This window comes from Caballeronia sp. NCF2 (assembly GCF_023631205.1).
In the GTDB taxonomy this organism is placed as follows: Bacteria; Pseudomonadota; Gammaproteobacteria; order Burkholderiales; family Burkholderiaceae; genus Caballeronia; species Caballeronia zhejiangensis.
This window is the reverse complement of the sequence record NZ_JALQDN010000054.1, coordinates 43637-60238: the sequence shown is the minus strand read 5'-3', so window position 1 is coordinate 60238 and position 16602 is coordinate 43637. Positions and strand designations below refer to the sequence as shown.

At 65.8% G+C, this 16602-nt stretch carries 18 protein-coding genes and 1 pseudogene; 9 read left to right on the top strand and 10 right to left on the bottom strand.

What is annotated here, in order from left to right:
* A complete protein-coding gene (locus tag NCS02_RS17890) occupies positions 1-690 on the bottom strand; it encodes an HD domain-containing protein (RefSeq protein ID WP_175979397.1) in 690 nt (229 codons plus the stop codon).
* 186 nt (positions 691-876) lie between these two features.
* Between NCS02_RS17890 and NCS02_RS17885 the strand changes: the two genes are divergently transcribed.
* Together NCS02_RS17885 and NCS02_RS17880 are read left to right on the top strand one after the other, a co-directional pair.
* Positions 877-1845, top strand: coding sequence for a GlxA family transcriptional regulator (locus NCS02_RS17885; RefSeq protein WP_250503011.1), 969 nt, complete (start codon positions 877-879; stop codon positions 1843-1845).
* A gap of 115 nt (positions 1846-1960) precedes the next feature.
* Positions 1961-2458 (top strand): hypothetical protein, encoded by a 498-nt coding sequence (locus NCS02_RS17880; RefSeq protein ID WP_008353214.1) that lies wholly within the window; start codon positions 1961-1963, stop codon positions 2456-2458.
* A gap of 1 nt (position 2459) precedes the next feature.
* On the opposite strand, the gene NCS02_RS17875 is transcribed toward NCS02_RS17880, so the two are convergent.
* Positions 2460-2753 (bottom strand): hypothetical protein, encoded by a 294-nt coding sequence (locus tag NCS02_RS17875; RefSeq protein ID WP_144403815.1) that lies wholly within the window; start codon positions 2751-2753, stop codon positions 2460-2462.
* A gap of 248 nt (positions 2754-3001) precedes the next feature.
* On the opposite strand from NCS02_RS17875, the gene NCS02_RS17870 reads away from it, so the two are divergent.
* The 3 genes from NCS02_RS17870 to NCS02_RS17860 all read left to right on the top strand — a co-directional run bounded on the left by NCS02_RS17870 (position 3002) and on the right by NCS02_RS17860 (position 4789).
* Entirely contained in the window at positions 3002-3619 is a 618-nt protein-coding gene (locus NCS02_RS17870; RefSeq protein WP_250435981.1) for an OmpW/AlkL family protein, read from the top strand.
* 205 nt (positions 3620-3824) lie between these two features.
* Entirely contained in the window at positions 3825-4397 is a 573-nt protein-coding gene (locus tag NCS02_RS17865; RefSeq protein ID WP_250519913.1) for a hypothetical protein, read from the top strand.
* Positions 4394-4789 (top strand): GFA family protein, encoded by a 396-nt coding sequence (locus tag NCS02_RS17860; protein WP_250503010.1) that lies wholly within the window; start codon positions 4394-4396, stop codon positions 4787-4789. Before NCS02_RS17865 ends, NCS02_RS17860 begins: the two co-directional genes overlap by 4 nt.
* A 9-nt stretch (positions 4790-4798) precedes the next feature.
* Here NCS02_RS17860 and NCS02_RS17855 read toward each other — a convergent pair whose 3' ends face one another.
* Positions 4799-5809 carry a zinc-binding alcohol dehydrogenase family protein gene (locus tag NCS02_RS17855; protein ID WP_250503009.1) on the bottom strand — a complete coding sequence of 337 codons (1011 nt, stop codon included), beginning with the start codon at positions 5807-5809 and terminating at the stop codon, positions 4799-4801.
* A 179-nt stretch (positions 5810-5988) separates the two neighbouring features.
* Here NCS02_RS17855 and NCS02_RS17850 point away from each other — a divergent pair.
* Positions 5989-6825, top strand: a pseudogene (locus NCS02_RS17850) (NAD-dependent protein deacetylase); the annotation flags it as partial.
* A 3-nt stretch (positions 6826-6828) separates the two neighbouring features.
* Here NCS02_RS17850 and NCS02_RS17845 read toward each other — a convergent pair.
* Complete coding sequence (locus NCS02_RS17845) at positions 6829-8085, bottom strand: aminotransferase class V-fold PLP-dependent enzyme (RefSeq protein WP_250440643.1); 1257 nt, start codon at positions 8083-8085, stop codon at positions 6829-6831.
* Positions 8086-8348: 263 nt separating this feature from the next.
* Here NCS02_RS17845 and NCS02_RS17840 point away from each other — a divergent pair, with 263 nt between their 5' ends.
* Positions 8349-10043 (top strand): methyl-accepting chemotaxis protein, encoded by a 1695-nt coding sequence (locus tag NCS02_RS17840; RefSeq protein ID WP_250456805.1) that lies wholly within the window; start codon positions 8349-8351, stop codon positions 10041-10043.
* Between the two features lie 7 nt (positions 10044-10050).
* On the opposite strand, the gene acuI is transcribed toward NCS02_RS17840, so the two are convergent.
* The 5 genes from acuI to NCS02_RS17815 all read right to left on the bottom strand — a co-directional run bounded on the left by acuI (position 10051) and on the right by NCS02_RS17815 (position 13315).
* Complete coding sequence (gene acuI / locus NCS02_RS17835) at positions 10051-11046, bottom strand: acrylyl-CoA reductase (NADPH) (protein WP_008353225.1); 996 nt, start codon at positions 11044-11046, stop codon at positions 10051-10053.
* Between the two features lie 64 nt (positions 11047-11110).
* A complete protein-coding gene (locus NCS02_RS17830; protein WP_008353227.1) occupies positions 11111-11548 on the bottom strand; it encodes a PRC-barrel domain containing protein in 438 nt (145 codons plus the stop codon).
* Positions 11549-11709: 161 nt separating this feature from the next.
* Positions 11710-11925 carry a hypervirulence associated TUDOR domain-containing protein gene (locus tag NCS02_RS17825; RefSeq protein ID WP_034471954.1) on the bottom strand — a complete coding sequence of 72 codons (216 nt, stop codon included), beginning with the start codon at positions 11923-11925 and terminating at the stop codon, positions 11710-11712.
* 54 nt (positions 11926-11979) lie between these two features.
* Entirely contained in the window at positions 11980-12402 is a 423-nt protein-coding gene (locus tag NCS02_RS17820) for a DUF1810 domain-containing protein (RefSeq protein ID WP_008353230.1), read from the bottom strand.
* A gap of 10 nt (positions 12403-12412) precedes the next feature.
* Positions 12413-13315, bottom strand: coding sequence for an aldo/keto reductase (locus NCS02_RS17815; protein WP_008353233.1), 903 nt, complete (start codon positions 13313-13315; stop codon positions 12413-12415).
* Between the two features lie 279 nt (positions 13316-13594).
* Here NCS02_RS17815 and NCS02_RS17810 point away from each other — a divergent pair, with 279 nt between their 5' ends.
* Together NCS02_RS17810 and NCS02_RS17805 are read left to right on the top strand one after the other, a co-directional pair.
* Positions 13595-14338: a hypothetical protein gene (locus NCS02_RS17810; protein ID WP_250523252.1), complete on the top strand. Its 744-nt coding sequence runs from the start codon at positions 13595-13597 to the stop codon at positions 14336-14338.
* On the top strand, positions 14283-14861 hold the full coding sequence (locus NCS02_RS17805) for a glycosyltransferase family 9 protein (protein WP_250523251.1): 579 nt from the start codon (positions 14283-14285) through the stop codon (positions 14859-14861). The genes NCS02_RS17810 and NCS02_RS17805 overlap by 56 nt, the downstream gene beginning before the upstream one ends.
* Here the strand turns inward: NCS02_RS17805 and NCS02_RS17800 are convergent.
* Entirely contained in the window at positions 14818-16602 is a 1785-nt protein-coding gene (locus NCS02_RS17800) for a chloride channel protein (protein WP_250503008.1), read from the bottom strand. The two genes, NCS02_RS17805 and NCS02_RS17800, sit on opposite strands and share 44 nt — an antisense overlap.

Sequence of the window (16602 nt, the reverse complement as noted above, 5' to 3'; positions counted from 1 at the left end):
CTACGCGTGTCGATGCGAAGGATTGCGGCACGTCGCATGATCGTGCGGCTGATCGTTCCACGCCGATCCGAGGATGATGCTGCAGAAGTTCAGGCGCCTGTAGTTCGGGTCTTTCAGCGCGAGGACATCGGCCTTGACGTTGCCGAAAGTGGATTCCGGCTTGGCGATCGTCCCTTTGGCGAAGGCGTCGATGATGCCTTCCTTGAAGTTCGCCTCGCGCGGATGCGCCGCGACGACGAGCCGGCGTTGATCGGCGCTGAACTCGTCGTAGGCGAGACCGAGCACATCCATCTCGACGCCCGCCGTGACGAGCGCGACCACCGGTTTCTTGTGCTGCGGAATGCCGGGCGTCGTGTGCAGCGCGATCGCATCCCACACCTGCTCGATCTCGCTTTCGCCGATGCCATGCCCGCGCAGGAAATCGCGCGCCGCGTTCGCGCCATCGACTTCGAAGCGGTCGTGCGGGCTGCTGTATGCATCGGTGAGGCCCATGTCGTGGAACATCGCGCCGATATAAAGCAGTTCGGGATCGTATTTCAGCCGCTTGCGTTCGCCCGCGAGCGCGCCGAACAGGAACACGCGGCGCGAGTGATGATAGAGCAGGTCGGGTTCCGTATCGCGTACGAGTTGCGTGGCTTCGCGCGCCATCTGGCTGTCGGGAATGCTGATGCCTGCGATGATTTCGCTCATGTTTGAAGCTCCGGAATGTGAGTCGATGAAAGACGCGAAGCGTCGTGCGTTGCTAAAATCGCGCAGCGCGTCCGATGCCTTCAGTCTCTTCAAAAGGCGCTCGCGTCTCAATCGAAACGACGCGTCGAACTCTGCCAGGCGCACGCCGTCTTCCGCCACGCGCGCTCATCACCGACTTTCTCTCCGATGCCGACAGTTGCAATCGCAATCTTTCAGGGCGTGCAGGCGCTCGATGTGGCCGGTCCCGTCGATGTCTTCGCGGAAGCGAACGGCTTCATCGCTGCCTCGGACGCGTATGAGATCACGCTTGTCGGACCGGAGGAGCGCATCGTGCGCGCGTCGAACGGCACGCGGCTCGTCGCGGATCTGCCGTTCGACAAAGCCGATCGCCATTACGGCACGGCGCTCGTCGCGGGCGGTCCGAGCCTTCCCGTCGATGAACCCGATCCGCGCCTTGACGCCTGGCTCGTCGATACGGCGTCGCGCTGCGAGCGTTACGGCTCGATCTGCACCGGCGCATTCGCGCTCGGTCACGCGGGCCTGCTCGACGGCCGCAATGTCACCACGCACTGGCAGAATGCGCCGCGGCTCGCGGAGCGTTTTCCGCGCGCACGCGTCGAACTCGATCGCATTTATATGCGCGACGGCAATCTCGTCACGTCGGCGGGCGTGACGGCGGGCATCGATGTCGCGCTCGCGCTCGTCGCCGAAGATCACGGCGCGCAAGTCGCGCTCGCGGTCGCGAAACGGCTCGTCGTATTCGCGCAGCGGCGCGGCGGACAATCGCAGTTCAGCCCTTATCTGAGCGCCCCCGCCGACGACACGTCGCCGGTCGCGAAAGTGCAGGCGTACGTCATGGAGCACATCGGCGAGCGGCTGTCCGTCGCGCGCATGGCGAGCGTCGCGGGCATGAGCGAGCGCAACTTCGCGCGCGCCTTCGTGCAACTCGCGCAGTTGACGCCGCACGAGTTCGTCGAACGGGCGCGCGTCGACGCGGCGCGCAATATGCTCGAAAGCAGCGACACGCCGCTGAAAACCGTCGCCTACGACTGCGGCTTCGGCACGGCGGACCGCATGCGGCTCGTGTTCACGCGGAGGCTCGGTGTATCGCCGAATGATTATCGACTGAGCTTTCGCACGCGCTTTGTGAAGTGATCGGGGCGCTGGCGCGCCGACGCGTGACGCCGGGTTCGCTAAAATTCGAGATGAACGCGGCCCGTGCGACAGTGCGCGCGCCGCAGAATCCACCCTCGACATATCGGAACAGCGAATGACGAAACAAGAGACCGCCACGCAAGATCCCTACGAACGACGCGCACTGCTGCTGCATCTCGGCGACGTGCTGGAGTCCGTGTTTTGCCTGAGCCAATGCGCCGACGAATACGCGAGCATCGGCGAAGCGGTGAAGGGCAACGACGCGCTCGCGGGCTTCACGCTGCTCGGCTTCGTCGACGCGACCATGCCGCCGCGCGATTTCATCCGCCGTGCATCGGGTGCGTTTTTCGTTTGGCCGAAAGCGCTGCTCGATGAAACGCTGAATCGCCCGATGCTGGCGAACACCGTGAAGCACGATCTTTTCGCGGACAACGCGAAGGGCTGGAACGCCTACATGGAAGAGCGGCGCAAGGAAGTGCCGTGGTTCGGCGAGGATCTCCCCGAAGTCGCAACGAGCGCGGCGCCTGCGCACGAAGCCACGCCGGCAGCGGAAGCGGAAAAGCCGTCGCGCTATTCGACGTGGCCGTGGCCGGACAAGCCGGCCGACGCGTGATCTACTGCTTCTTGCTCATGCCGCTCGCGCCCGAGTCGAAGCCGAGTCCGTTCGGCCGGTCGGGCGCTGCGCCCTTGCCCGATGACGTCTTGCCCGGCCGCGTCTTCAGCGCATCGCTGGCATTCGCGGCGGCCGCAGCGGGCGGCGTCACGTTTTTCTCCTGATACGCGGGCGTACTGTCGTAATCGAGCTTGTTCGGTTTTTGCGGCGCCTGCTGCGCGCTCGCCACGACGGCCAATGTGCCGCCGAGCAGAATCCCCGTCATGCGCCCGAGTGTGCCGATTGTGGGTCTCATCTGCTTCCTCCCTTTGTTCTGCACGTCCTCTTCGTTCAGCAAGGCGCGGACCCGCCCGCAAGTGGCGCGCGGTCGCAGACCCGCCGATGCGTAAAGCATGCTTGTCCGCGCGCAAGGCTTGCCGCGATAGGCGGCGCGCGTCTGGCGCGCGTTGATTGTGGTCAAAGGCGCGACCGACCCTCGCTCGGACAATTCTCACTTTTAACGTGAGTGAGCTAAAAATGAGAAAGGGTCTCGGGGCAATCGTCATGGCATGCGCGGCGTTGTTCGCGGGCGCGGCGCAGGCGGCAGGCGATGCATCGTCGAGCGATGCCATGGGCGGCATCCACGCCGGCGATGTGCTGGTTCGCCTGCGCGCGATCAGCATTCAGCCCGATGTGACAGCGGGGGGCACGCTCGGCACGCTCGGTGTCAACGTCAACAACGCGATCGTGCCGGAGCTCGATTTCACGTACATGATCCGCGATGACATCGGTGTGGAATTGATTCTCGGCACGTCGCGGCATCAGGTGACGTCGAACATCGGCGGGCTTGGCGGCGTGGGCGTGCTGCCGCCGACGCTGCTCCTGCAATATCACTTCAATCACGCGGGGCGCGTGCGTCCGTATGTCGGCGCGGGCGTGAACTATACGTACTTCTACAACGACAAGCTCAAGGCGGGCGACACGCCGGTGTCGATCAAGCACAGCAGCTTCGGCCCGGCGTTGCAGGCGGGCGTCGACGTACAGGTGGCGAAGAATTTGTTCGTCAACGCCGACGTGAAGAAGATCTGGATGCGAACGAGCGCATCGGCGGGCGGCGCCGATCTCGGCTCGCTCAAGATCGATCCGTGGGTGATCGGCCTTGGCGTCGGCATGAAGTTCTGATGCGCGGTTCATCGCGGCAAATGTGCGCCGCGCCGCGCATCGTCTGAAAGTTGGCGGAAGATGCCAGTGCTTCTGGCGTGGACGGTTCGGCGGGCGCGGTATCCTTGACAGCAGGCCCGGCGCAGACTCGCGTCGCTCGAAGTGTGTCCGAGCGGCGCAAGAAACTGCAACGACTAATAAAACCGCATCGGGGAACTGCAAGCCAATGAGACCTTCCACTTACGCGGGATTCGTTTTGCTCGCGGCGTGTGGCGCCGCCTTCGCGCAACAGCCGCTCACCGTGCCAGGCCGCAGCCAGAGCGCGTGGCAGCAGTCGATCGATAACGCCGCCTGCTACGGCTACGCCAATCAGACGACCAAAGTGAACATGGCGCGCGAGTCGCAAGCGCCATCGCGCGACGCTCAGGCGCAGCGCGACACGCGCACGCTCACGCCGCCGCGTCCGGTCGAGCCGCCGTTGCCGGCGAGTGCGGCGGGCGCATCGGGTGCGCTCGCGGCGTCTGCGGCGGCGCCTGCATCGGGCGCATCGGCGGCGATCGCCGCGTCGGGTGCGTCCGGCGCGACGGGCGTGACCGCCTTGCCGCATCCCGCATCCGGCGCGATGCCCGGCATGCCGGCGATGCCCCCATCGATGGCGGCGGGCGCATCCGGCGCATCCGACGCGATCTACGGCGGCGACATGAAGATGCCGCCGCTGCCGCCGCCCGAGCCGCCGATGACGCGCTACTGGCGCGCCTACAGCGAATGCATGCAGAACCGCGGCTACTTCACCCGATGAATCAGCCGCTTCACGAAGGCGGATGTGCGTGCGGCGCGGTGCGGGTGCGCGTCGCGGGCGCGCCGAAGGAAGTGAATCTGTGTCACTGCATGACGTGCCGGCGCATCCACGGTGCGCCGTTCGGCGTTTACGCGATCTTTCCGCGCGATGCGTTTGCCGTGAGCGGCGACACGGTCGCGTGGGCGAGCTCCGCGACGGGCAGGCGGCATCATTGCCCGCTGTGCGGATCGCCGGTCTATCTGGCGTTCGACGGCGTCGACGAAATCGAGGTGCCGACCGGCATCTTCGATGAAACCGGCCTTTATCCGCCGCAGTACGAAATCTGGTGCAAAAGCGCCGAGCCGTGGCACGACGCGCAAGGACGGCCGCGCTTTGTACGCGGCGCGCCCTGATTCAACCCGTCAGCATTCGACGATCGCTTTCACGACGCCCGCTTTCGGATCGAGCAGCGACGAGAACTGCGTCGGCACATCGCTCAGCCTCAGACGATGCGTGTTGAGCGCATCCGTCGGCACTTCGCCCTTGCGCATCGCGGCGAGCACGGTCTCGAAGTCCTCGGGCGTCGCGTTGCGGCTCGCGAGCAGCGTCGCTTCGCGCTTGTGGAACTCCGGATCGGCGAAGGAGATGCGATCCGGCACGATCGACACCAGCACGTACTTCCCGCCGTGCGCGATGAATTCGAAGCCGCGTTCCATCGCGCGCGAATTGCCGGTCGCGTCGAACACCACATCGAAGAATTCGCCATTCGTGAGCGTCGACAGTTGTTCCTTGTCCTGCTCGCCGATCTGCACGGTCGCGTCCACTTTCAGTTCGCGCTTGCAGAACGCGAGCCGGTCTTCGCGCGTATCGAGCGCGGTGACGTTCGCGCCGCGCAGCCGCGAGAAGGTGATGGCCGCCATGCCGATCGGACCCGTGCCGACAACCAGCACGCGCTGCCCCGGCTGCACGTCCGCGCGACGCACGGCGTGCGCGCCGATCGCGAGGAATTCGACCATCGCGGCCTGATCGAGCGTGACGCCCTCGGCCTTATGGACGAATTGCGCGGGCAGATTCAGATATTCGGTGAACGCGCCATCGCGATGCACGCCGAGCACCTGAATGTTCACGCAGCAATTCGTCTTGCCCTGACGGCACGCGATGCACTTGCCGCACGACAGATACGGCATCACGTAGACGGTGTCGCCCGCCTTCAGCCCGCTCGATGCGTCCGCTTCCTCGATGACGCCCGACAACTCGTGGCCCATCACGCGCGGATACGACAGATAAGGCTGATTGCCGGTGAAGATGTGCAGGTCCGTGCCGCACACGCCGACGCGCTTCACGCGCAGCAGCACTTCGTTGTCGGCGCGCTGCGGTTTCTCGCGCTGTTCGGCTTTCAGGGTTCCGGGCGTTTCGCAGATGACGGTCAGCATGCTGGATGTCTCGATATGTCGTTGGAGTGGGGCGTCCGTCAATCTAACGATGCGCGCCGATTTGGTCAAGCCAATTTCAATATCGAAAAAGTGGTAAGGCCGGATGCGCAGCCAGCGGCGCGGGCGGTTTCGCCTTATATTTCCACCAGAGCAAATCGCTCGGACAAGCGAAAAAAGGACGGCAAGTGCAGCAGCTTCATGAATTCGTCGAGCGGCATCCGCGGCTTTTCGTGCTGTCGGGCGCGGGCATCAGCACGGAATCGGGCATTCCCTGTTATCGCGATCGCGAAGGCCAGCGCACGGGCCGCGCGCCCATTCTGCTGAAGGACTTTCTCGGTTCGGACTACGCGCGCCGGCGTTATTGGGCGCGCAGCCTCATCGGCTGGCCGGTCGTGCAGAACGCGCAGCCGAACGCCGCGCATCACGCGCTGCGCGCGCTCGCCGCGCGTTCCCGGGTACATCGGCTCGTCACGCAGAATGTCGACGGATTGCACACGCGCGCCGGCAATCCCGATGTGATCGAGCTGCACGGCAATATCGGGCGAGTGCGCTGCATCGAATGCGGCGAGCGGCATACGCGCGCGGCCGTGCAGCGGATGCTGGAAGCGGCGAATCCGGATTTCGTCGGCTATACGGCGCCCGCGGTGCCCGACGGCGACGCGCATATCGAAGATCTCGATTTCGCCGCCTTCGACGTGCCCGGCTGCACGCGCTGCGGCGGCGTGCTCAAGCCCGACGTCGTGTTCTTCGGCGAGAGCGTGCCGCGCGCGCTCGTCGACGACGCGGCACGCTCGCTCGAAGCCGCCGATGCGATGCTCGTCGTCGGCTCATCGCTGATGGTGTATTCGGGCTATCGCTTTTGCGAGTGGGCCGCGAAAAGCGGCAAGCCGATCGCGGCCATCAACATCGGCAAGACACGCGCCGACGCGCTCCTCGCGCTGAAAGTCGAAGCGCCGTGCTCGGACGCGCTCGAACGCCTGATCGAGCATCTCGACGCACGGCCGGTGACGCGCTGACGCTTACTTCGCTTCGCGCGCAAGCGCCGCGATGCCTTCGACGAGACGCTCGGCATCCGACATGCGCGAGAAGAGCGCGGGCGTCACGCGGACGACTTCGCCCGCGTCGGGGCCGGGCCGCGTCACCGTGAAGACGCCGAAGCGATCGCGCAGCGCGGCGACGATCGCATCGCAACCTGCTTTCGTCGCGCGCCCGTTCAGGCGGAACGCAGTGATGCCGGCGGTCATCGACGGATCGTGCGGCGTCAGAATCTGCACGCCGGGAAGCTCGCTCGCGGGCTTCGCCCAGGCATCGCGCAACGCACGCAGACGCGCTTCCTTCGCCTTCGCACCGATGCGCCGATGCACGTCCAGCGCCGACGGCAGCGTGAACCACGCGGCGAAGTTCGGCGAGCCGGTGTGCACGCGCGCGCGGATATCGTCGGCGGGCCAGGAGCGGTCGCCGAGATACGGATCGATCGACGCGACGTGTCCCTTCCGGATGTAGATCGCGCCGCAGCCGAGCGGCGCGCCGATCCACTTGTGCAGGTTCAGCGCGGCGAACGGCGCGTTCAAGTCGGGCACGTCGAAAGCGAGTTGCCCCCAAGAATGCGCGGCATCGACGATCACTTCCGCGCCGGCTTCCTTCGCCATCGCCGAAATCTCCGCGACCGGGATCACGAGGCCCGTCGCGAAGCAGACGTGCGACAACAGCACGAGCCGCGTGCGCGGATGCGCGCGCAGCGCCTTCGCGTAGGTGTCGAGCACCGCTTCGCGCGTCGCGGGCTCCGGCATCGTAATACGCACGGGCGTGACGCCGCGCCGCTCGCGCAGCCATTCCATCGCGTCCTTGCCGCACGGGTAATCGAGATCGCTGTAGAGCACCGTCTCGCCCGGCGCGAGGCGGTTGTAGCCGCTGATGAGCGCGAGCAGCGCTTCGGTCGCGTTGCGCGTCAGCTCGATCTCCTCGACCGCGCAGCCCATTTCGATCGCGACGCGCTCCCGCAAACCCTGATACAGCGACATCAGATGCGGGCGGATCAGAAGCGTCGTCTCGCGGTTCACGCGCTCGGTCCAGTAATGGAACATCGCCTTGACCGGCTCGGTCATCGCACCCCAGAAGCCGTTCTCAAGGTTGATGAGCTCGTCGGAGTGACGCCACAGCGCGCGCACCGCATCCCAGTAGCGTTCGTTCGTGGCGAGACCGGCGGTTGGCGTCGGCGGAAGCGTCGCGAGCGCATCGGCGAATCCGGGCGTGCGGTGATCGAGGATCTCGGGCATCGGAATGTAGAAGTTCGTGGAAAGAAAATGAAATGCTTACCTAACTTCGCGCATCTGTATGGTAACGGTATTACCGAACGTCGTGGACAAAGTGCAGACTAATTGCATCTTTTCCCTTCAGTCCAAAAATCGTGAGCCGTAATCAGCTTTAGAGCGTCGCGCATCTTTTGCGCTCGATCGTTCGCTCGCGTAGCAGTATGCCGCGCGAAGCGATCACACGGACGCCGTATGTCCCCCGAACGGACCCTGAGAGAACCCTGAAAATGAACCTCAAGAACATCACGATCAAGAACAGGCTGATCGCTGGCTTCGGCATTCTGGCGGTGCTGGTCGTGCTGGTGGCAGGCATGTCGCTGCGCGCGCTGTCCGTCGCGACGGACGGCTTCGCGCACTATGTCAACGGCATCAACGCGCGCGCCGATGTCGCCGGTCAGATTCGCACGGCCGTCGACCGCCGCGCGATCGCCGCGCGCAATCTCGTGCTCGTCACGAAACCGTCCGATATCGAACTCGAGCAAGCCGAAGCCACGCGCGCCCACGAGGACGTGCAGGCGCGCCTGAAGCAACTCAACGACATGCTCGCCAGCGCGAGCGATACGAGCGACAAGGCGAAGAGTCTCGCCGCCGAAATGATGCGCGTGGAGGCGCTGTACGGTCCCGTCGCGACGAAGATCGCCGGGCTGGCGCTCGCGGGCAAGCACGAGGAAGCGGTGACGGCGCTCGACGACGAGTGCCGTCCGCTGCTCGCGCAACTCGTCAAGGCCACCGACGACTACGCGGCCTACACCGCGACGCGCCGCGAGGAAATCGTGCGCGCGGATCAGGCGAGCTATCGGACGCAGCGCAACGTGCTGATCGCGCTATGCGTGGTGGCGGCGCTCTTCGCGGTGATCGGCGGCGTGCTGGTCACGCGCTCGATCACGGCGCCGATCGGCGAGGCGGTCGGCATCGCGCAGACGGTGGCGCGCGGCGATCTGACGAGCCGCATCGTCGCGAATACGAAGGACGAAACGGGCGATTTGCTGCGCGCGCTCGCCACGATGAACGCGCGCCTCACCGACATCGTGAGCCGCGTGCGCGAAAGCAGCGGCGCGGTCGGCGGCGCGGCAAAGGAGCTCGCGACCGGCAATACCGATCTGAGCCAGCGCACCGAAGAACAGGCCGCTTCCCTGCAGGAGACGGCGGCGAGCATGGAAGAGCTCACGTCGACGGTGCGTCAGAACGCCGAGAACGCGCAGCAGGCGAGTTCGCTTGCATCGAACGCGTCGGATATCGCGAAGAAGGGCAGCGATGTCGTCGGCCGAGTCGTGAACACGATGAACGGCATCAGCGACAGCTCGGACAGGATCGCGGATATCACGGGCATCATCGAGGGCATCGCGTTCCAGACCAACATTCTCGCGCTCAACGCGGCCGTGGAAGCGGCGCGCGCGGGCGAGCAGGGCCGCGGTTTCGCGGTCGTCGCGAGCGAAGTGCGCAGCCTCGCGCAGCGTTCGTCGACGGCGGCGAAGGAAATCAAGGAACTGATCGCCGATTCGGTGGGCAAGGTGCGCGACGGCTCGCTGCTGGCAAGCGAAGCGGGCACGACGATGGCCGAAGTGACGCAGGCCGTCGCGCGCGTGACGGACATCATGCAGGAGATCGCGGCGGCGTCCGCGGAGCAGGGGCGCGGCATCGAGCAGGTGAATCTCGCGATCACGCAGATGGACGAGGTCACGCAGCAGAACGCCGCGCTCGTCGAAGAAGCCGCCGCCGCCGCGACGTCGCTCGAAGAGCAGGGGCGCAGGCTCAACGAGGCGGTCGCGTTCTTCACGGTGGAAGGCGCGGCGGCTGCGATCACGCAGGCCGCGCCGCGCGTGGCGCACGCGCCGCGCACGCCGGTTGCGAAAGCCGCGCCGCGCGTCGCTCAAGCGGCCGTGGCGCAGCCCGCCACCGCCGACGGCTGGAGCACGTTCTGACGCCGCTTCAGGCGTTCACGTCGACGATCACGCGCCCCTTCACCTCGCCGCGCAGCAGACGCGCGGCGACGTCGGGCGCATCGGCGAGCGGGATCGTCGTCGCGACGCTTTCGATGGTCGCGACCGGCACTTCATCGGCGATTGCCCGCCACGCCGCGATGCGCCGCTCGCGCGGCACGTAGACGCTGTCCACGCCGAGCAGCGCGACGCCGCGCAGGATGAACGGCGCGACCGACGCCGGCAGATCCATGCCTTGCGCGAGGCCGCACGCGGCGACCGCGCCGCCATAGCGCAGGCTCGCGCAGATGTTCGCGAGCGTGTGACTGCCGACGCAATCGACGGCCGCCGCCCAGCGCTCTTTCTGCAGCGGCTTGCCCGGCTCGGAAAGCGTCGCGCGCTCGACGATATCCGCCGCGCCCAGTTCGCGCAGCCGCGCGGCTTCCTCGGGACGGCCCGTCGACGCGATCACGCGATAGCCGCGCTTTGCCAGAATCGCGACCGCGAAGCTGCCGACGCCGCCGTTCGCGCCCGTCACGAGCACGTCGCCGTCCTGTGCGCCGATGCCGTGCTTTTCCAGCGCCTGCACGCAAAGCATCGCGGTATAGCCCGCGGTGCCGACGGCCATCGCCTGGCGCGTCGTGATGTTCGCGGGCAGCGCGATCAGATGAGCGGCGCTCACGCGCGCCTTCTGCGCGAGCCCGCCCCAATGCGTTTCGCCGGCGCCCCAGCCGTTCATCACGACTTTGTCGCCGGGCTTGTAATCCGGATGCGAACTCGTCTCGACGACACCCGCGAAGTCGATGCCCGGCACCATCGGCCAGGTGCGTACGACGGGCGCCTTGCCGGTGATCGCGAGTCCGTCCTTGTAGTTGAGCGTGGAGAAGTCGACGCGCACGAGCACGTCGCCGCCATCGCCGGATGAAGCGAGTCGGGCTTCGTCGATCGACTGAATGGACGCGACCGTGCGGTCGTCCTGTTTGTCGAGGATGAGGGCTTTGAACATCGGCTGGCTCCGGTTGAATTCGGGCGAGGCGGCGCGCGGCCGCCCCGTCAGGCACTACGGCGAATCAATGATGCTCGAATTGCGCGCGCGGGATCGGCGTCGCCTTCACCTTGTTGTACTGGAACTCGGGCAGCGCCTTGATCGCCTCCTTGGTCGCGCCCGCGAGCACGAACTGGCCGTTTTTCACGTCCAGTTGCTCGATCGGAATCGCGACGTCGTGACGCGCCACGCCGAGGAACTTGTTAGCGGCGATGATCGCGAACGAAACGGACTTGTCGGGCGCGACGATGATGTCGTTGATGACGCCGACGCGTTGTCCCTGTTCGTTGACGACCGGCTTGTTCAACACGGATTTCTTGATGCTCCAGCCATCGATGATGGCGGTCGATACTTCGACGGATACGCCGAGCGGCTGCGTGCCTGCGACTTGGGCGAACGATGCCGTGGAAGTCAGGCCAAGTGCCGACGATGCAACGAGCAGTGCCACGAGTTTCGATTTCATTGGTTCGATTCCTCAAAGGATTGGGGCAATCCGGTTCAATTGAAATGCGCGATTCAAGCTTCCAGCGCGGTAGAAGTTTGAACGTTTATCGTGGTTTCTGCAGGAACGGTGTCAGGTGGCGTCGCGCGCACTGCAATAGTGCGAACGTGCGGTGCGCGCGGTCAATGCGAGATCCGCTTGAGCGCGTCGCCTTTGTGAACGGCGCGCTTGCCGCTCTTGTCGCTTTCGACTTCGAAATGCGGATCGTCGTGCGATGCGTTGACCGTGTGGCCGTCGAGCGTCGTGCGCTCGGTGACGATGCGCACGATGCGGCCCGTCGTTTCGCCTTGCGGCGTATTCCAGCGGACGTGATCGTGCAGCTTGAAGGATTGGCCCATGGCTTGCGCTCCCGGAAAAAGTGGACGTTTGCCGAAGCGCAACGGCCATGCCCGTCATGTCAGGCGGGAAAGCGTCGCCTCGTCGGACTGGCCGTCGAAATATCGGCGCAGCGCTTCTTCGAAGACGGCGGGATCGTCGGCGGTGTGCGCGAAAAGGGTCATCGACGAATGGAATTTCATGTCGTCCGGATAGCCGAAAATCTGCCCGGCAGTGCGTCCCTGCAGCCCGTTGACGATACGCGTCAGCTCGACGAGCCGCGCGCCCAGCACGGGATGCGCGAGATAGGCGCGGGCTTCGTCGCGCGACGAAATCGCGTAGTGCTGCGCCATTGCGCTGTGCCCGAGGCCGACGATCTGCGGGAACACGAACCACATCCAGTGCGTGCGCTTGTGGCCGGCGGAAAGCTCGGCGCGCACGTCGTCGATGACGCTTTCCTGTGCGTCGACGAAACGCTGCAGGTCGTACGGATCGCTCATGCTCATCTCCTTACGCGACCGCATCGGCGATGCGCTTTCGCATCGCTTCATCGGGATAGTTGCCGATGCCCGCGCGCGCGTTATCGATCATGTATTCGCGGCGTCCGGTGCCGGGGATCACGCAGGTCACGGCCGGGTTGCCCAGCACGAACTTCAGCAGGAGCTGTGCCCACGACGTGCAGCCGATTTCCTGCGCGAAATCCGGCAGCGGCCGGTTGCGCAGGCCCGCGAGCAGCGATCCGCCGCCGAACGGCTGATTCACGATGACCGCGACGCCGCGCTCGGCGGCGAGCGGCAGAAGGCGCGCTTCGGCATCGCGGTCGTTGGCGGCGTAGTTGATCTGCACGAAATCGATGCGCTCCGAGCGCAGCACCGCCTCGACCTGCGCAAACGCGCTCGACGTGTAATGCGTGACGCCGATGTAGCGGACCTTGCCGGCGGCTTTCCAGTCGCGCAGCGTGGCGAGATGCGTGCGCCAGTCGAGCAGATTGTGAATCTGCATGAGATCGACGCGATCGGTCTGCCACAAGCGCAGCGATTGCTCCATCTGCGCGATGCCGGCCTCGCGTCCGTCGGTCCAGACTTTCGTCGCGATGAACGCTTTGTCGCGCGTATGCGATTGCGCGAGCAGCGCGCCCGCGACGGCTTCGGAGGAGCCGTACATCGGCGATGAATCGATTACCGAGCCGCCCGCGGCGAAAAGCGCGCGCAGGACCTCGGCGAGCTCGCGGCGGCGGGCGGGGTCGTCGCCGGCGTCGAAGGTGCGCCAGGTGCCGCAGCCGATGACGGGCAAAGGCTCTTTCGTCGACGGGATCGGGCGGGTGTGCATGGGTTGGGCTGCCTGTGCCGTGTCGAATGCCTGCGTGGCGAGCGCGGCGGCGGTCAGGCGGAGGAAAGCGCGGCGGTTGGGCATGGGCGGGGCGATGTCAGCGGGGGAGTTTGCATAGTAGAGAACATCGGGCGATCCGTTTCGAACGTTCGTCAGCGAACGCGCAATCCGACGCCGATGCTTTCATCGGCACAGCCCAGTGCCACCCACGATTCTTTCTCTCCCCGAAACGCCTTTTGACGCAAAGTGCCTTCCCGCATTGGGCCGATACATCTACCTTGGATTGACGCTTTTTTGCGCTCGCGATGCATCGGGGAACTAACATACCGCCTCCCGCCCGCAGCCTTCCTACAAAAAATCAGCATGGCCGATATCGACAACATACGAGACATGGCGCCGCTCGACCTCATCCGCACTTTGCGAGCAGCAGGACGCGCCGCCGAAGCCTGTGCGCTCGCCGCGCAACTCGCCGCGTCGGCGAACCCGGATTGCTGGCTTGCCCAACTCGGCGTCGACCTGAGCTTTCTCGGGATGCACGCGCAAGCCGAGAAATTCCTGAAGCTCGGACTCGAAGAGCCGCTTTCGCAGGCCAATCGATACGCGCTGACCGAAGAGCTATGCATGGTGCAGTTCGCCCTCGGCAAGTTTCACGAGGCGAACGAACGCTATCGCACGATCCGCGGCAGATCGTATGCCGAAGTCTTTCATCAACTCGTTCTCGAATCCGATCCCGATTGGGCCGGCGCGCTCCCGGACAAGCTGCTCGGCATGGACGAGTCCGTCGCGGGCAAGCGAATTTTCATTTCCGCGGAGGGCGGCTTCGGCGATTTCGTGCAGTTCTCGCGCTACATCGACGCGCTGCTGCGCGAAGGGGCGAGCATGATCGTCTCCGAGCAATTTTCGGGTTGGGAGGAAGTCTTCCGACAGAGCGAGCAGGTCAAGCTGTCGATGGCGACGCAAGAGCAGCGCGCGGCCGAACTCGCTTGCTGCGATCGCGTGACCTTCGGTTTTCAGTCTCTACGCGCGCTATCAACGCTCGCCATACTTTCCGATGGAAAATCCCGCCGCGCGCATCGCCATCGATCCGGCCAAGCGTTTGTCCGATGACGCCAATGCGCTGCTGAACGTCGAAACGACGCGCCCGAAAATCGGCCTGATCTGGAGAAGCGCGAGCGGCGTGCGGCACGAACCGTATCGTTCGATGCCGCTTCAGCGGCTCGAATCCTTGCTGACGAATCAGGCTTGTCAGTTCTATTCGCTGCAAGTCGGCGAACTCGGCGACGACGAACGCGCGATCATGAACCGCCACGGCGTGACCGATATCGCGCCGCATCTCTCGACCTTCGGCGACACGGCCCGCGTGCTGGAGAAGCTCGATCTGCTCGTCACCATCGATACGGGCACGGGGCATCTCGCCGGCGCGCTGAATCGGCCGGTGCGGGTGTTGCTGTCGCGGGCCTGCGACAGCCGCTGGCTCGACTGTCAGCGCTTCACGCCGTGGTATCCGTCGATGCGGCTCTATCGTCAGACCGAACTGGGCGACTGGACGCAGCCGCTCGCCGATCTCTGCGCCGACCTCGCATCCTTCAGTGCTTCTTCAGCGCCGGCGCCGTCCGCCGAAAGCCCCTGAAGCGCTCGCGCCGATGTTCCTCGTCGAAGTGCGCGCGCGCGGGCTTCACGAGATCGCTGCGCGACACGATGCCGACGAGCCGCCGCGACGCCTCGTCCGCGACCACCGGCAGGCGCTCCAGTTCATGCACGGCGAGACGCGTCGCGGCAAGGCGGCACGGCTCGCCCGGCAGCGCGAACGCCGGCGCGCCGTGCTCCATGCGCTGCAAGGCATCGCCGATGCTGACGCCCGACTGCGCCAGCGGCGACGCCCCGATCAACGTCCCGAGCGACGCCCGGTCCAGCATGCCGACGAGCACGCCTTCGCGCACCACCGGATACGCCCGATGCACCTGTTGCGGCCCGAAATGCTTCGCGAGCACGTCGGAAAGCGGCGTGGCGGCGTCGATCGTCAGCACGTCGCGCGTCATGACTTCATCGACGTGATGGCGCTCCAGCGGATCCACGCCGTATTCGCGATAGATGTGATAACCGCGCCGCGCGATCTTCTCGGTCATGATCGAGCGCTTCATGACGACGGTCGCGAAGCCGTGCGCGACGAGCGTCGCGGCGAGCAGCGGCAGGAGCGCGTTCGCATCGTGCGTGAGGCCGAAGGCGAAGACGATCGCGGTGAGCGGCGCGCCCAGCGTCGCGCCGAGCGTCGCGGCCATGCACACGAGCGGCCAGAGCGCGGTGTCGTGGCCGGGCAGGATCGCGCCGAGCGCGGTGCCGAGGCCCGCGCCGAGCATCAATAGCGGCGCGAGCACGCCGCCCGAGGTGCCCGAAGCCAGCGCGACGACCCAGATGATCGCCTTCACGGCGAGAATCGACAGCGCCACCTGAATCGCGATGTGCTGATGCAGCAGATCGCCGATCACGTCGTAGCCCACGCCGAGCGCGCGCGGCTCGAGATATCCGCCGATACCGACGATCACCGCGCCGAGCGCCGGCCACCACATCCAGTGAATCGGCAGCTTGTGGAACAGGTCTTCGAGCTTGTAGAGCGCAGCCGACAGCCCCGACGCCAGCGCGCCCGACAACAGCCCGGCCACGAGGCACGAAAGCAGCGAAATCATGTGCGGCGGCGGCGTTTCGAGCGGAAAGAGCGCGCCCGTACCGAATACCGCCGCGCGCGCGAAGCCCGCGACCGCGCAAGCGAGCGCGACCGGCAGAAAGCTGCGCGGCCGCCATTCGAATAGCAGCAGTTCGACCGCGAGCAGCACCGCCGCGACCGGCGTGCCGAACACGGCCGTCATGCCCGCCGCCGCGCCCGCGACCAGGAGCGTCTTGCGCTCCGCGGCGGTCACGTCGATGCATTGCGCGATCAGCGAGCCGAGCGCGCCGCCCGTCATGATGATCGGGCCTTCCGCGCCGAACGGCCCGCCGCTGCCGATCACGATCCCCGACGACAGCGGCTTCAGGATCGCCACCTTCGGCGACATGCGGCTCTTGCCGAACAGGATCGCCTCGATCGCCTCCGGAATGCCGTGTCCGCGAATCTTGTCCGAGCCGAAGCGCGCCATCATGCCGACGATCAGTCCGCCGATCACCGGAATGCCGATCACCCACGGCCCGAGCGTATTGAGCGCGGGCGAGTTGTCCTCGAGCGAAAGCGCGCCGAAGAAAAACAGGTTCGTGAACAGATGGATGAGCGCAAGGAGCACGACGGCCGCGAGCGTGGCGATGCCGCCGATGACGGCGGCGAGTCCGCATATTTTCAGCAGCCGGTCGTTGACCGAAAAGTCACGTTTGTGATGGTCCAT

Coding starts and splice junctions, on each gene's coding strand:
- NCS02_RS17800 (WP_250503008.1), bottom strand. CDS start 16,602: ATGGACCATCACAAACGTGACTTTTCGGTCAACGACCGGCTGCTGAAA.
- NCS02_RS17860 (WP_250503010.1), top strand. CDS start 4,394: ATGAATCAGCCGCTTCACGAAGGCGGATGTGCGTGCGGCGCGGTGCGG.
- NCS02_RS17820 (WP_008353230.1), bottom strand. CDS start 12,402: ATGAGCGATCCGTACGACCTGCAGCGTTTCGTCGACGCACAGGAAAGC.
- NCS02_RS17880 (WP_008353214.1), top strand. CDS start 1,961: ATGACGAAACAAGAGACCGCCACGCAAGATCCCTACGAACGACGCGCA.
- NCS02_RS17890 (WP_175979397.1), bottom strand. CDS start 690: ATGAGCGAAATCATCGCAGGCATCAGCATTCCCGACAGCCAGATGGCG.
- NCS02_RS17870 (WP_250435981.1), top strand. CDS start 3,002: ATGGCATGCGCGGCGTTGTTCGCGGGCGCGGCGCAGGCGGCAGGCGAT.
- NCS02_RS17875 (WP_144403815.1), bottom strand. CDS start 2,753: ATGAGACCCACAATCGGCACACTCGGGCGCATGACGGGGATTCTGCTC.
- NCS02_RS17855 (WP_250503009.1), bottom strand. CDS start 5,809: ATGCTGACCGTCATCTGCGAAACGCCCGGAACCCTGAAAGCCGAACAG.
- NCS02_RS17840 (WP_250456805.1), top strand. CDS start 8,349: ATGAACCTCAAGAACATCACGATCAAGAACAGGCTGATCGCTGGCTTC.
- NCS02_RS17845 (WP_250440643.1), bottom strand. CDS start 8,085: ATGCCCGAGATCCTCGATCACCGCACGCCCGGATTCGCCGATGCGCTC.
- acuI (WP_008353225.1), bottom strand. CDS start 11,046: ATGTTCAAAGCCCTCATCCTCGACAAACAGGACGACCGCACGGTCGCG.
- NCS02_RS17830 (WP_008353227.1), bottom strand. CDS start 11,548: ATGAAATCGAAACTCGTGGCACTGCTCGTTGCATCGTCGGCACTTGGC.
- NCS02_RS17865 (WP_250519913.1), top strand. CDS start 3,825: ATGAGACCTTCCACTTACGCGGGATTCGTTTTGCTCGCGGCGTGTGGC.
- NCS02_RS17805 (WP_250523251.1), top strand. CDS start 14,283: ATGGAAAATCCCGCCGCGCGCATCGCCATCGATCCGGCCAAGCGTTTG.
- NCS02_RS17885 (WP_250503011.1), top strand. CDS start 877: ATGCCGACAGTTGCAATCGCAATCTTTCAGGGCGTGCAGGCGCTCGAT.
- NCS02_RS17810 (WP_250523252.1), top strand. CDS start 13,595: ATGGCCGATATCGACAACATACGAGACATGGCGCCGCTCGACCTCATC.
- NCS02_RS17825 (WP_034471954.1), bottom strand. CDS start 11,925: ATGGGCCAATCCTTCAAGCTGCACGATCACGTCCGCTGGAATACGCCG.
- NCS02_RS17815 (WP_008353233.1), bottom strand. CDS start 13,315: ATGCCCAACCGCCGCGCTTTCCTCCGCCTGACCGCCGCCGCGCTCGCC.